11 protein-coding genes and 3 pseudogenes are annotated in these 12630 nt (G+C 55.5%); 7 read left to right on the plus strand and 7 right to left on the minus strand.

Going from position 1 to position 12630, the window contains the following annotated elements; translation table 11 throughout:
* Positions 1 to 20: 20 nt before the first annotated feature.
* Both POR16_RS11090 and POR16_RS11095 read right to left on the minus strand, forming a co-directional pair.
* Positions 21 to 479, minus strand: coding sequence for a metallophosphoesterase family protein (locus POR16_RS11090; RefSeq protein WP_005893146.1), 459 nt, complete (start codon positions 477 to 479; stop codon positions 21 to 23).
* 117 nt (positions 480 to 596) lie between these two features.
* Positions 597 to 1102, minus strand: a pseudogene (locus POR16_RS11095) (zinc-binding dehydrogenase); the annotation flags it as partial.
* Between the two features lie 283 nt (positions 1103 to 1385).
* Between POR16_RS11095 and POR16_RS11100 the strand changes: the two are divergent.
* From POR16_RS11100 to POR16_RS11110, 3 genes are all read left to right on the plus strand, one after another.
* Entirely contained in the window at positions 1386 to 1571 is a 186-nt protein-coding gene (locus tag POR16_RS11100) for a Com family DNA-binding transcriptional regulator (protein WP_005893140.1), read from the plus strand.
* An 11-nt stretch (positions 1572 to 1582) separates the two neighbouring features.
* Positions 1583 to 2878, plus strand: coding sequence for a glycoside hydrolase family 68 protein (locus POR16_RS11105; protein WP_117144585.1), 1296 nt, complete (start codon positions 1583 to 1585; stop codon positions 2876 to 2878).
* A gap of 79 nt (positions 2879 to 2957) precedes the next feature.
* Positions 2958 to 4139: a glycoside hydrolase family 10-like protein gene (locus POR16_RS11110; RefSeq protein ID WP_054990762.1), complete on the plus strand. Its 1182-nt coding sequence runs from the start codon at positions 2958 to 2960 to the stop codon at positions 4137 to 4139.
* 167 nt (positions 4140 to 4306) lie between these two features.
* Here the strand turns inward: POR16_RS11110 and fliB are convergent, their stop codons facing one another.
* The 3 genes from fliB to POR16_RS11125 all read right to left on the minus strand — a co-directional run bounded on the left by fliB (position 4307) and on the right by POR16_RS11125 (position 7059).
* On the minus strand, positions 4307 to 5473 hold the full coding sequence (fliB, locus tag POR16_RS11115; protein ID WP_005893134.1) for a flagellin lysine-N-methylase: 1167 nt from the start codon (positions 5471 to 5473) through the stop codon (positions 4307 to 4309).
* A 192-nt stretch (positions 5474 to 5665) separates the two neighbouring features.
* Positions 5666 to 6244 (minus strand): ATP phosphoribosyltransferase regulatory subunit, encoded by a 579-nt coding sequence (locus POR16_RS11120; protein ID WP_005893131.1) that lies wholly within the window; start codon positions 6242 to 6244, stop codon positions 5666 to 5668.
* 311 nt (positions 6245 to 6555) lie between these two features.
* Entirely contained in the window at positions 6556 to 7059 is a 504-nt protein-coding gene (locus tag POR16_RS11125; RefSeq protein ID WP_005893128.1) for a GNAT family N-acetyltransferase, read from the minus strand.
* Positions 7060 to 7349: 290 nt separating this feature from the next.
* On the opposite strand from POR16_RS11125, the gene POR16_RS11130 reads away from it, so the two are divergent.
* A complete protein-coding gene (locus tag POR16_RS11130; protein WP_042932561.1) occupies positions 7350 to 8516 on the plus strand; it encodes a DUF2314 domain-containing protein in 1167 nt (388 codons plus the stop codon).
* Positions 8517 to 8737: 221 nt separating this feature from the next.
* Entirely contained in the window at positions 8738 to 8983 is a 246-nt protein-coding gene (locus POR16_RS11135) for a hypothetical protein (protein ID WP_005893121.1), read from the plus strand.
* A gap of 15 nt (positions 8984 to 8998) precedes the next feature.
* Here POR16_RS11135 and POR16_RS11140 read toward each other — a convergent pair whose 3' ends face one another.
* Positions 8999 to 9505, minus strand: coding sequence for a GAF domain-containing protein (locus tag POR16_RS11140; RefSeq protein WP_042932559.1), 507 nt, complete (start codon positions 9503 to 9505; stop codon positions 8999 to 9001).
* A gap of 195 nt (positions 9506 to 9700) precedes the next feature.
* Between POR16_RS11140 and POR16_RS27055 the strand changes: the two are divergent.
* Together POR16_RS27055 and POR16_RS27060 are read left to right on the plus strand one after the other, a co-directional pair.
* Positions 9701 to 10771, plus strand: a pseudogene (locus POR16_RS27055) (methyl-accepting chemotaxis protein); the annotation flags it as partial.
* A gap of 258 nt (positions 10772 to 11029) precedes the next feature.
* Positions 11030 to 11626: pseudogene (locus tag POR16_RS27060) on the plus strand (methyl-accepting chemotaxis protein); the annotation flags it as partial.
* Between the two features lie 76 nt (positions 11627 to 11702).
* On the opposite strand, the gene POR16_RS11150 reads toward POR16_RS27060, so the two are convergent.
* Positions 11703 to 12608: a LysR family transcriptional regulator gene (locus POR16_RS11150; protein WP_005893117.1), complete on the minus strand. Its 906-nt coding sequence runs from the start codon at positions 12606 to 12608 to the stop codon at positions 11703 to 11705.
* Between the last annotated feature and the right edge of the window lie 22 nt (positions 12609 to 12630).

The following is a 12630-nucleotide window of genomic DNA, read 5'->3' on the forward strand; positions in this document are numbered from 1 at the left end:
AAACGCTGGTTGCATGCCTGTCAGTCGATCAACCTGACAAGGCTCGGCTCCATCAAATCCGGACTCACTTCAAGCAGCGCCAGCGTCACTGGCAGCTTGAAGCGTCTTCTTCCGGCGCTGCCCGGGTTGAGATACAGCACATCGCCGCGCCATTCGATGAGGGGTTTGTGCGAGTGACCGGTGATGACCAGCCTCACGCTGTTATCCAGCAGCGCGGGTACGTCGGCGATGTCGTGGACCAGCAGCGCTTGCCAGCCTTCGATGTCGAAACGCAGGTAGTCAGCGATGGGCGTTGCCCATTCTGCAGTCATGTCGTTGTTGCCGCGCACTATGTGCAGCGGTGCGAGGGCGGCCAGTTGCTCAACGATATCCTGGCTGCCGATGTCGCCGGCATGGATAATTGCATCGCAGTGCTCAAGCGCAGCAATCGCTTCGGGACGGAGCAACCCATGGGTGTCGGAAATCACGCCAACTTTCATGCAGGGCCTCGGGGCTGGGCGGGTAGGGTGCAGTGTAGCTGTCAAAGCGGGTGGTTGATAACCTGCAGGCGCCATGCAATACACAGGGGGAATGTGTGTTGCATGGCCACGTCCGTCTCAGGCCCGACCGACCTTGATCACTACTTTGCCAAATCCCCCTCTGGCCAGGTGTTCGTAGGCCTCGCGAGCCTGCTCGAAGGGTAGACGTGATCGATCACCGGGCGAATCTTATGCTCGTTAAGGAAGACATTCATCCGGTCGAAAGACGAGCGGGGCGCTACGGCGATGCCGCGAAAGTTGGTCTGGCGGAAGATCATCGGCATCAGGTTGAGCGCCGACGTCTGGCCGGTCAGAAAACCGATCTGTGCGATACGTCCTCCGGCCTTTGTCGCCGCAATCGACTGATTGATGCCGTCGCCGCCAGCCACATTCAGCAACAGATCAACGCCTCTGCCGTCAGTGAGTTTCAGCACGTCCTCTGCCCACTCGGGATGAGTTCGATAGTTCACACCAGCCACGGCGCCCAGTTTCTTGACCGCTTGCAGGTTTTCATCCTTGCTGGAGGTAGCGATGACTTTTGCTCCCAACGCCGTTGCGATTTGCGCGGCAAAGATCGACACGCCTCGAAGCGCGCCGATGTAAGTGCTGTCTCGTACCGTTTATCCGTGTCAATTGCGTAACTGTGGTCGAACTCGTGTTGAACTCCGGTCAAACTCGATCCACCCCGAAATTGCCTCTTTCCAGCCTTTCCGGAGGGAGGTAAAAAGTTACCACGATATGCGATTTGCGCCTCAGGGCAGCCGCCGGATACGGGCTTTTCAACAGCACCGACCGGTAAATTGCGATTACCCAAACCCCGCCCAAGCGGGGTTTTTCTTTGGGCGAAGCAAAAGGAGACCAGTGCAAGTGTTGAAAGACTATAGATGCGGGCAGTGCAAGAAGCTGCTGCTTCGCATGGGTGACTACACCGAACTCCAGATCAAGTGCCCCCGCTGCGGGACATTGAATCATGTGAAGGCCGTGAGCCTTGAGTTATCGCCTTTGAGCGACAGAAGAACAGCAGCGTCGCTGCTGCCTCCCAAAACTATCTAAAGGTATTAACTATGTCCAATAGCAGCTCTGCTATCAGCCAGTTCAAACATATTTCGCGCGTAGATAACATCAATTACGCACCCACTGTGTGGTCCCGCGCCGATGCGCTGAAGGTCAATGAAAATGACCCTACCACCACGCAGCCACTGGTCAGCCCGGACTTTCCGGTCATGAGTGATACGGTATTCATCTGGGACACCATGCCGCTGCGAGAGCTCGACGGCACGGTGGTCTCGGTCAACGGCTGGTCAGTGATCATCACCCTGACGGCGGACCGCCATCCTGACGACCCTCAGTACCTGGGGCCCGACGGTCGCTATGACATCAAGCGCGACTGGGAAGATCGACATGGCCGCGCACGCATGTGCTACTGGTACTCGCGTACTGGCAAGGACTGGATCTTTGGTGGCCGTGTAATGGCCGAGGGTGTATCGCCTACAACACGAGAGTGGGCGGGCACACCCATACTGTTGAATGACAAGGGCGATATTGATCTTTATTACACCTGCGTCACGCCTGGCGCAGCGATTGCCAAAGTTCGCGGTCGTATTGTTACCTCTGATAAAGGCGTGGAGTTGAAAGACTTTACCGACGTCAAGATTCTTTTCGACGCCGACGGCACGTATTATCAAACCGAAGCGCAGAACTCGACCTGGAACTTTCGCGACCCCAGTCCGTTTATTGATCCCAATGACGGCAAGTTGTACATGGTGTTCGAAGGCAATGTCGCCGGTGAACGCGGTTCGCATACAGTAGGGGTTGCCGAACTTGGCCCTGTGCCACCGGGTTATGAAGACGTGGGGGGTGCCAGATTCCAGGTGGGCTGTATCGGTCTGGCGGTCGCAAAGGATCTCAGTGGTGAAGAGTGGGAACTACTTCCGCCGTTGGTAACAGCGGTCGGCGTAAACGATCAGACCGAACGTCCGCATTACGTGTTTCAAGACGGCAAGTATTACTTGTTCACCATCAGCCACAAGTTCACGTATGCCGATGGTGTTACAGGGCCGGACGGGGTGTACGGTTTTGTCGGCGAACATTTGTTCGGTCCTTACCGGCCAATGAACGCTTCTGGCCTGGTGCTTGGCAATCCGCCCGAGCAGCCTTTCCAGACGTATTCGCACTGCGTCATGCCAAACGGTCTGGTAACTTCTTTCATCGACAGCGTGCCCACCGAAGGCGAGGATTATCGTATCGGCGGGACCGAAGCGCCGACGGTGAGAATCCTCTTGAAAGGGGATCGCTCGTTCGTGCAGGAAGAATATGACTACGGTTATATTCCTGCGATGAAAGACGTGCAACTGAGCTGACACACCGTTCCCATACCTGAAGAACGTCTGTGAGAGCAGGCGTTCTTCGTTCACTCAGAACCCTAAACGAGAAACCGCAATGGCAACTGCGAACAAAAACCTCAAGGCGACTTGGGTCGCGACAGTTACGAATCTTGACTGGCCGTCAGTCTCATCTGTGGCCATTACTGATGAGGCTGCTCGTGTCAGTAAACAGAAAGAAGAATTGACCGGCATTCTTGATGAAATTGTGGCAATGAAAATGAATGCCGTCATATTCCAGGTTGTTCCCTGCGCAGATGCATTCTATGCATCAGACCTGCTTCCGTGGTCGAAGTACCTGACGGGTACGCTCGGGAAGAATCCCGGCTTCGACCCACTGGCTTATGCTATCGAGCAGGCACATGCTCGCAATATTGAGCTGCACGCATGGGTGAACCCGTACCGCGTATCAATGAACGCCAGCGATGCCACAATCGAAGAGCTGAACAACTCATCATCTGACTCACCGGCCAGTGTGTTTAAAACGCATCCTGAATGGACGGGAACCGCAGCGAACCGCTTTGTTCTCAACCCCGGGATACCTGAAGTTCAGACGTGGGTTAGTAGTATTGTTGAAGAAATTGTCACTAAATACGATGTTGATGCCATTCAATTCGATGATTATTTTTATTATGAAACTGCCAGCTCGCTGCTGCAGGATGATACCACCTATCAGAAATACAATACGAACTTTACCACGAAGGCCGACTGGCGGCGGAATAACACTTATTCGCTGGTTGATACATGCCATAAAAAAATAGCCGCCGTAAAAACGGATGTCTTGTTTGGCGTCAGCCCGGCAGGCGTCTGGCGGAATAAATCTGACGACCCGCTGGGGTCTGATACGCAGGCCGGTGCGTCTAATTACGATTTCGCGTATGCAGACACACGGAAATGGGTCATTGACGGCATCATTGATTATATCGCCCCGCAGGTATACTGGCCGTTTGCTCGTGAGGTTGCGCGTTATGATGTCATCACACAGTGGTGGGCGGATACCGTCAGCGGAACTGGCACAGCGTTATATATTGGTATGGCTCTGTATAAAGTGGGAACGGCATCAGAAACCGAGCCCGACTGGACTGTCGAGGGGGGCGTGCCTGAAATTACCCGTCAGCTTGACTTGAATGATTCTCTGACTGAGGTTTCCGGGTGTATGTTATTTCGACATATGTTTCTGCGGGCCTCACAGACTCAGCAGGTGGTCGACTACCTGAAGCTTCGCTGGGCTGACGTTTAATATTTCTGTTGTTGGGGTTTGGGGATTAACGTAACGGCAAGTGCATTTAAGCTCAAGTTACATTGCCCCCAAACCCTTATAGAAATTTTCTTGCCGGCCGTCTCTCCTTTTTGATTTTGCAGCCACCAAACCGGAGAGGGTCAGCGTAGGGTACATATCAACTGCTCTTACGTTACCGACGTATCGTGGATGGCCAGGATCCTTGCACTGATATTTCGTCTCAGTGCTATTTCGCTAGCGGTAGCGAGATTATGATTGGCCGCACGGCAATAGCGGTAGATGAGCTCAACGATTTTTTGTGGCGGCAGTTGGTTATCAGGCTCTTGATCGCAGTGTGCTAACAATAGCAAACGCAGAGCCAATGTACGGATCGCCAAGGTAGCGGTCCATTCACTGAGAGACAAACCATAATCTTGCCCTGCGGGTGTGGTAGAGATAAAAGGAAAACCAGTGCGGGTAATTTCGGCCGCAATAAAACGTTTAATCGCCTGTTCCAGAGCTGCATCTGCGTGATGCTGGGCAGTGTCAGAAAATTCTGGTTTAAGCGCCCTTAGCTGGCGTTTCTGTGGTCCTTTTTTTTGAACTGTAATTGCATCTGATACGGCTTTTCGCATGCTCTCCGGTATGGTTCGCGCTTTCAGAATATCTTCCAGTACCTGAAGTAATTGATCTGTTACTTCGGGCTCCTTATTCAGCATCAGCGGCGAGGTTGCGGAGCCACGTCGATGGATGCTTTCCATCCACTTTTCGTAAGGCAGGCCCTCTAGACCCGACACCACATAGCATAACTGCCCGATGACCTGGTACACCGACCTGTGCGGCGTCAGCGCCTGCTCGCTGAAAAAACGAATGATAGAGGCCCAGCTGTCAGGATCGACCTTGATCAAATGGTTGGCTAAACTTCCATCCCCCTTTGTATTAGGCCCAACGCTATCTTCCAGCAGAAAGGGCGTATCACCAAACAAGACCAACCGTGCCACTTCAGGGCAACTCATTGTGGCGGACTTTACAATAAAGGCATCGAACCGACGATTCATACGTGGGTACGTTGCGCAGATATCCGGCAGAGCCGCCTCACCGTATTGGGTATGTACGGAGCAGCGCCCCCCTTGCAGAGCCATACATTGATTATCCGCATTCAGGTTCATCCTGAAACCTTCATTGTCACTGGCTATCAGATTAAGGAGTTCGGGAGACGACCGTTTATAAGCATCGACACGCTGGTCGCTTACAGAAATCTGCCAGCCTTCCTGGCAGCAATTATCCTCGCACTTCTCCGCGATACAGGAAAATGACTGGGCGTAATGAAACGCTATAGCAGATGACGAAGCCATACATCCCCCAAGAAAGCTAAATCAATAGGTGGTTCCAGGGCCATAATGGTTCCTCGACCTTTGACACAGGGGGCGGGCGGGGAGCAATCTCACACTGGCCTGTATCAAAAGAAGCTTGCGGGCTGACTTTTCGGACTAACTCCAGTTAGTGGAGACGCGCCCCCTGGCAGAGGCGCCCTGCATCAGTCGAGGTCAATCTTGCTCAAGCGCCAGCACCAGCCGCTCAAGCCCGATACCGAACCCGGCACCTTCCCGATAGGCCCCGCCACCAACGACTTGTTGCTGCGCTCCCAATCCCGGGCAGCGCACCTCGAAGCCATTGCCTTCCAGGTAGTAACTCAGGCCCCGTTTGACGGCGATATTTAGTTGGTAATCCAGCCCCAGCAAATCGAGAAAGCCGGTGCATATCGCCTGGCTGCGCAGCAATGCCTGCTGCGGTGAGGGACCGAGAATTTCTAGCCCCAACTGCGTGAACTCGCGATAGCGTCCGGCCTGAGGGCGTTCATATCTGTAGCAGCGTGCCACATAGAAAAACATGGCCTCACTGCGCCCCTTCAACAGTACTTCGCTGCGCTCCTGAAACAAGGCAGTGGCTTCCGGGATCAGACAGCAAGCGCGTCCGGCCTTGTCGTTGAAGGCCCACATCTGGCCGATGATCTCGCTGCCGCCCGCTTTTTCGATAAACGTGTCCTGACCCCACAAGGCCGGGACGATTGCTTCCTCAGCGCCAGCTTCGATGAAGATAGCTCCGGAAACGGTTTTCCGTTTCACGCAGGTTTGCGGCTTCTGGTCCGGTCACGATGCGGGTTCCGCGTAGCATGGTCATTGGTGTTATCTCCATTTTTTGAGGGTGATTTTTTGAGGGTAATAGACAGGCAATAAAAAAGGCGCCTGGGGCGCCTTGGTTTGTTTCACTGATGGGGCAGAGCATGAATCCATGTCTGGCCTATCGATGAGCACACGCAACCTCAGCGCCTTGAAAGGGGCTGTGATGGTGATGTCGGTTGCTTTGAAAAATTTTGTTCATGGCTGATCCTTGCACTTTTTCAGGCAGGGCTCAAGCGGCAGTTTTATCTGCGTAGTTATCTCAGTCGCGCCATGCTCAGTGCGTCGACGAATACTCCGTCGCGCACTGCGTAGTTGCGCAGCCGTCCTTCCACATCGAAACCGAATTTGCGATACAGGCCTTGAGCGGCCTCATTGTCGGCGAATACAGTCAGTTCTATCCGGTGCAGATTCATCCAGTTGTCTGCCACGTCCAGCGCTGCCGCCAGCAATCTTGAGCCAATGCCCTTGCCTTGCCAGAATGATGCGACGCCCATACCGATGGCGCCGACATGGCTTTGGCGGCTGCGTAAATATTGTTCGAGACCAATATTGCCGATTACTTCGCCGCCACTCAGCGCAACCAGTTTCAGATGGCGTTCGGTGCTATCTGCCAGACGTTTGCGCCATACCTCGATGGACTGATAAGGCATCTGCAACACTTGACGACAAACAGCTGGCTCGTTGTAGAGCGCAGTGACGCCTTCAAGGTGGGGTTCAGCCAGACGCTGAATGAGAATTTGCGAGACAGGTGTATGCAATTGGATTCATTCCTTGAATGGTGTCTATCGGTCACAGTCAGGAAACGTCATTGGAAACTTCGGCGACCGCTACATAGGGCTCAGACAATATACTCGGGCTTGCCCATGTAAAATTTCAAGCATTGTGCGAGGCACTCTGGCACCGGATTATTCCGCCCGCAAGCCTGGCGCTGTGAGAAAGGCGCCAGAGACTTGCAGCCAATACATAGATGACATCTTTGACCGGCTGTGATCGATGACGCTCAGCAGCTGCGTTTTTTGAATCTTTCCATGCAAGGAATCACTTGTCGATGAAGGAACATACGATCTACGGCGTTGAAGGCGAGAGCGAAGACTTTCGCGCCGCCGCTACCAGTGCGCGGCGCACGTTCAAGTTTTTCTGGCGGGAACTGTCATGGGAGCGCCGCCGAATTGTTCAAGGGCTGGACCTGGCCGCAGTAAAGGTATCGTTCGCCACCCAATCACCTGATCCGGATAGCCCATCGGTCGAGAACATGTGGGTGACGGATGTCGATTTCGACGGCCAGAGCCTTTCAGGCGTTCTCATGAATGAACCCGTGTGGGTGAACTCGATGGGCGCCGGAGACCCGGTTACGGTTCCGCTGACCAGCCTGAACGACTGGGTCTATGTGTCGGACGGCCGCGTATTCGGTGGCTTCACCATTGATGCGCTGCGGTCCGGGATGTCTGCGGCAGAACGCATAGCACACGATCAGGCATGGGGCCTGGACTTCGGTGAGGCTGGCACGGTGATGCTTGTCCCGCCCGCTGAGGGCAAGTCGCCAGTCTGCTTCACCCGCACACTTGCCAGCGTGTCGGACAAACGGGCTTTGAACACGCTTGAGCGGCTCGAACATCCGATGGGTTTGAATGCTCAAAGCACTGTCGAACAAGGTCTTAAAGAGGACCCTGCGCTAGTCACGGACCCTGACGAAGAGGGCTGGCAGATGATCCACCGCGAGACGCTCGCGGGCAATTGCAATTTTGTTGTCACGCTTTTGCATTTCGGGGCAGACCCGGCGGCAACCAACAGCAATGGGCATGATGCATTGGCGCTTGCGCGTATGGCGGGGTGGCCAAGGATTATCGAGTTGCTGGAGGGCGATCGTTCCAACCTTGAAAAGGCGATGCAGCGACCCGGTTTTCCAGCCTGGCCTATTGGCCTGACGATGGCGATCATCGGCGCGGCTGGTCTTTACTTCGTCGCCATGAATCAGTCGACGGACCGGTGGGGTGTCCGGGATGAAGGCTTTCTGAGCACAGGAGTTTTCATTGCGCTTGTCTGGATTTTTGGCCAAGGCCTGATCCTCTGCACTGGCCCCTGGTATTTTCGACTTCGTGAGCGCACACCGATGTGGGGCAAAGCCAGAGCGCTGGATTTGCTGGCAATGCTTGCAGGAACGCTGCTTGCGTTCTTCCTGCACGATCATTTGGGCGCGTACCTGCAAAGCGTGTAGCGCGGCCTTCGCAAAAAATGAGGTCTTGCCTCTATTTCACCATAAGTGTACCGTTACGTTCACTTATGGTGGTGGGTGCGCAGCATATCGGCCATGTCGGATTGCTGATTCCGGGTTGCACCGCGCAGCAGGTGATCGGCATCAGGCCGGCACAGCTCTGCGGCCTTGTGCAACGTTGCCTGCCTTGAGTCGAATCGTTTTACCGAAGTGGAGAAGCGGTTATGTGCGTATCAAAAGAGCCCGTTGCGGGCGTATTCCTGCTGTTGGTTCTGGCGGCTGGCGGTATGGTTGCACAAGAACCGTTTTCTCATTTCGGCGTCGACCTGCCTGCCGATACGCTGGACGCAGAAACCCCGTCCAGACCTGTTTCGCCACAACGTACCATGCAACTCGATGAGGGCCGGTTCAGCAGCGCAATGCTTGAACCTGCTCTGTATGCGGCGACACAACATACCGCCCGGCCTTGACCGGGTTGTTCTGTTTCAGGCGTTGGTGTCGGTGATATTGGCGAAGAAAATACACCCGATCAGCCGCGCGAACAGAGTCAGGGTTTCCGGCAGATCAGGGTCTTCAAACAGCGTCACCTGTGAATCCAGTGCGCACAGCGCGCCATACAGTTGGCCGTCCGGAAGATAGATAGGCACACCCGCATAACTTTCTATGGCGTAACGTTTTACCACCGGGCGGTTGGCGTACCTGCCGTTCTGGCTGATCTGCGGTACGAACAAGGGTTGGGGGTTGATGCAGAGCTCGCTGCACAGCGTGGTCTCGAGCGGGAACACATCGCCATCGACGATGCCGAGGTCTGTCGGGTCATAGACCGAGCAGGCTATCCAGTCCGATTCGGTAAATTTCGCGATGCCCGCAAAACGCATTCCGGTCAGCCGGGTAACCAGCCGCAAGACATTGGTCGTGGCCTCGATCTCGGCGATCGCAGAGCGTTCCTCAGTGGTCAAGCAGCTCCTTGAAGTTGTCAACGCCAAACTCATGTCATTCTCCGGGGGTACTCATTCATGTGCGCAGCGCACCATGCTAACCGAGCCGTTTAAAAAAGCCATATACGTTACAGCCTCTGGTGAATTATTTGTGAGCATGAATTATTGACGCCAGCTTTAAAGTTCGGCGTCGTTCAGCCGACTACTGGACTGAGCAGGTGGCAAGGATCAGCCCCGTAACTCCACCCGATGACCTATAAAGAGCGACTTAAGTTGAAAAACACTCTGAGCAATATTTCTGTCCGGTCCAAGCTAGCGCTGGGCTTTGCTCTGGTCATCGTGCTGACGGTGCTGATTGCGCTGACGGGCTGGACCGGCATTTCTTCGCTGAGCGAACGAAGCGAACGGATTGCCGACATCGGCAAAATGAGCACGCTGACTCGTGATGTTCGCATCGCACGCCTGGCGTACTGGATAAACTACGACGCCGAGCGTGCCAATGACTGGCTGAAGGCTCTTGAGCGCCTCGAGAACCACGTCAAGTATGCGCAAGAGGTATTCGACTCCCCGCTGAACATACCGCTGGTAAATGCTGCTGCCGAAGCGCTGGTTGAATACCGGGTCCATTATGACAACCTCATGCGGGCGACTGCCGCCCGCGAGGCGACCCGTGGAATGTTTGGCCAGTACGCTGATGCCGGGGCTGAAGACTTGCAGAAGCTGAATGCGTTCGCGAGGTCGGATGAGGGCACTGCTTCACAGCGCGACGCTATTGTTCAGGCCATGACACTGTTTCAGAAAATGCGTTTCGATCTGCGCGGTTATACCTACTCTCTGAAAACCGAGAACAGGGCGCCGGCAGAAGCCTCGATGAATACAGTCATCAACTTTGTCAAAGGTCTGCAAGGGTTCGACAGTCAGTCTGCAACGATCAAGCACCTTGTAGATTCCATGGTCAGCTACCAGAGCACCATGAACAAGTTCACTGCTGCACAGGCATCTATTGATGAGGCCCAGGCGGGTATCACCAAAGTGATCGGTGTTCTGTTCAAGTCGGCCGACCAGCTTTCCGCCAACCAGGTGAATCTGCGCATTGAAGACGTCGATCAGGCCAAGACGCTGCTTTCGGTCTGGCTGGTTGCGGCGTTGATCATGAGTTTCCTCGCGGCCTGGGTGATTACCCGCCTGATCGTAGGTCCGCTGCTCGAAACATTGAAGCTGGCCGAGCGTGTCGCAGATGGCGACTTGACGCACAATCAGGCGGTCACCCGCAAGGATGAGCTCGGACGTCTGCAGAGCAGCATGCAGCGCATGACGACCAATTTGCGTGAGCTGATCGGCGGATTGCGTGACGGTGTTACCCAGATTGCCAGTGCCGCCGAGCAGCTTTCGGCAGTGACCGAGCAGACAAGCGCGGGTGTGAACAGCCAGAAAAGCGAAACGGATCAGGTCGCCACCGCCATGCACGAAATGTCGGCGACCGTTCAGGAAGTCGCCAGAAACGCCGAGCAGGCCTCTAATGCTGCGGTCAACGCATCGAAAGAAGCGCGTGAAGGCGATGGCGTAGTTTCCAAGGCCGTGGCACAGATCGAAAAACTGGCCACCGAAGTGCAGCATTCCAAATCTGCAATGGATGACCTCAAGAGCGAAAGCAACAAGATCGGCGGCGTTCTGGACGTTATCAAGGCAGTGGCCGAACAGACCAATCTGCTGGCGCTCAACGCCGCCATCGAAGCCGCCCGAGCGGGCGAAGCTGGACGTGGTTTTGCGGTCGTTGCAGATGAAGTGAGAAGTCTGGCGCAACGCACGCAGACCTCGACAGAGGAAATTGCTGCCCTGATCAGCGGATTGCACAGTCGCACCACGCAAGTGGCCACAATTCTCGACAACAGCCAGGCGCTGACCGCCAACAGTGTCGAGCTGACTCGCGATGCGGGCGTCTCGATCAGTAACATCACTCAGGCGATTTCGACCATCGAGACGATGAACCATCAGATTGCTGCGGCGGCTGAGGAGCAGAGCGCGGTGGCTGAAGAGATCAATCGCAGCGTACTGAATGTGCGAGACATTTCGGAACAGACCGCCTCGGCCAGTGAACAGACTGCCGCGTCGAGCGTGGAGCTTGCCCGCTTGGGCGGGCACCTGCAAAGCCTGGTCAACCGTTTCAAAGTCTGACGTTTACCCTCGGCAATACTCCGGTGCGGGCGCAATGCCACGCACCGGTAGGGGTGACGCGCACGCGCTCTGACAGCTAGCGGCCCCAGCGCTGCAACGCAAACTCCACAAAACTTCTCAGCTTCGGCAGCCGGTACCGGTCCTGTACATACAGCAGGTTCATCGGGCGTCTCGGCAGGTGATAGTCGGGCAGCAGCGCAACCAGCCGGCCCTCCTGCAAGTCTCGCTGAACCAGCGCATCCGGCAGCATCACGATACCCATTCCAGCGCGAGCCGCCTGATAAAGACCGGCGGAAGTGTTGGCAATCAGCGAACCGTCCACCTCTACCAACACCTCGCCTTCAGGCCCTGTCATGCGCCATTGGGTGCCTGCAGTGCGCCACTCGTCTCCGGCGGGGTAGGCGAACGGCAGGCAATTATGCGCACGAAGATCTTCAGGGTGTGTGGGCGCGCCGTGGCGAGCCAGGTAGGCCGGCGCGGCGCAAATGGTCAGGGTGTAGTCCTGCATGGGTCGCGCAATGAGTGGCGAAGCTTCTGGAATATTGCCCAGGCGCACTGCAACGTCAAAACCATTATCGATCATGTCCAGGCGCTGATTGGTCAGCACCAGATCGAGCCTGACTTGTGGAAAGTGCCGGGAGAATTCTGCGAGTGCAGGTGCCAGCACTTCCGAGCCGAATGTCAGTGGCGCGGTGATGCGCAGTGTGCCTGACGGATCACCTTGTGCCTGCTCGGCCAGTTGTTCGGACTCGGCGACCAGGCCCAATACCTCGAGGCAACGCTCGTAGTACGCCGTGCCGAACTCGGTCAGGCGCTGGCGGCGGGTGGTTCGCTGTAACAGGCTGACGCCCAGGCGCTGCTCCAGTGCGCGAAGATGGTTGCCGACCATCGTAGTGGAAATCGAACATGCCTGCGCCGCTGCCGTCAGGCTGCCTGCCTCGACAACCTTTACGTACACACGCATCGCCTGAAACAAATCCATTATCAATCCTGACTTTAAGATG

It is taken from the genome of Pseudomonas coronafaciens pv. oryzae str. 1_6 (genome assembly GCF_000156995.2).
Taxonomy (GTDB): domain Bacteria; phylum Pseudomonadota; class Gammaproteobacteria; order Pseudomonadales; family Pseudomonadaceae; genus Aquipseudomonas; species Aquipseudomonas tremae.

Bases quoted from the DNA above. Each gene is read 5' to 3' on its own strand.
- POR16_RS11110 (WP_054990762.1), top strand. From the start codon at position 2,958: ATGGCAACTGCGAACAAAAACCTCAAGGCGACTTGGGTCGCGACAGTT.
- POR16_RS11090 (WP_005893146.1), bottom strand. From the start codon at position 479: ATGAAAGTTGGCGTGATTTCCGACACCCATGGGTTGCTCCGTCCCGAA.
- POR16_RS11130 (WP_042932561.1), top strand. From the start codon at position 7,350: ATGAAGGAACATACGATCTACGGCGTTGAAGGCGAGAGCGAAGACTTT.
- fliB (WP_005893134.1), bottom strand. From the start codon at position 5,473: ATGGCTTCGTCATCTGCTATAGCGTTTCATTACGCCCAGTCATTTTCC.
- POR16_RS11105 (WP_117144585.1), top strand. From the start codon at position 1,583: ATGTCCAATAGCAGCTCTGCTATCAGCCAGTTCAAACATATTTCGCGC.
- POR16_RS11135 (WP_005893121.1), top strand. From the start codon at position 8,738: ATGTGCGTATCAAAAGAGCCCGTTGCGGGCGTATTCCTGCTGTTGGTT.
- POR16_RS11140 (WP_042932559.1), bottom strand. From the start codon at position 9,505: ATGAGTTTGGCGTTGACAACTTCAAGGAGCTGCTTGACCACTGAGGAA.
- POR16_RS11150 (WP_005893117.1), bottom strand. From the start codon at position 12,608: ATGGATTTGTTTCAGGCGATGCGTGTGTACGTAAAGGTTGTCGAGGCA.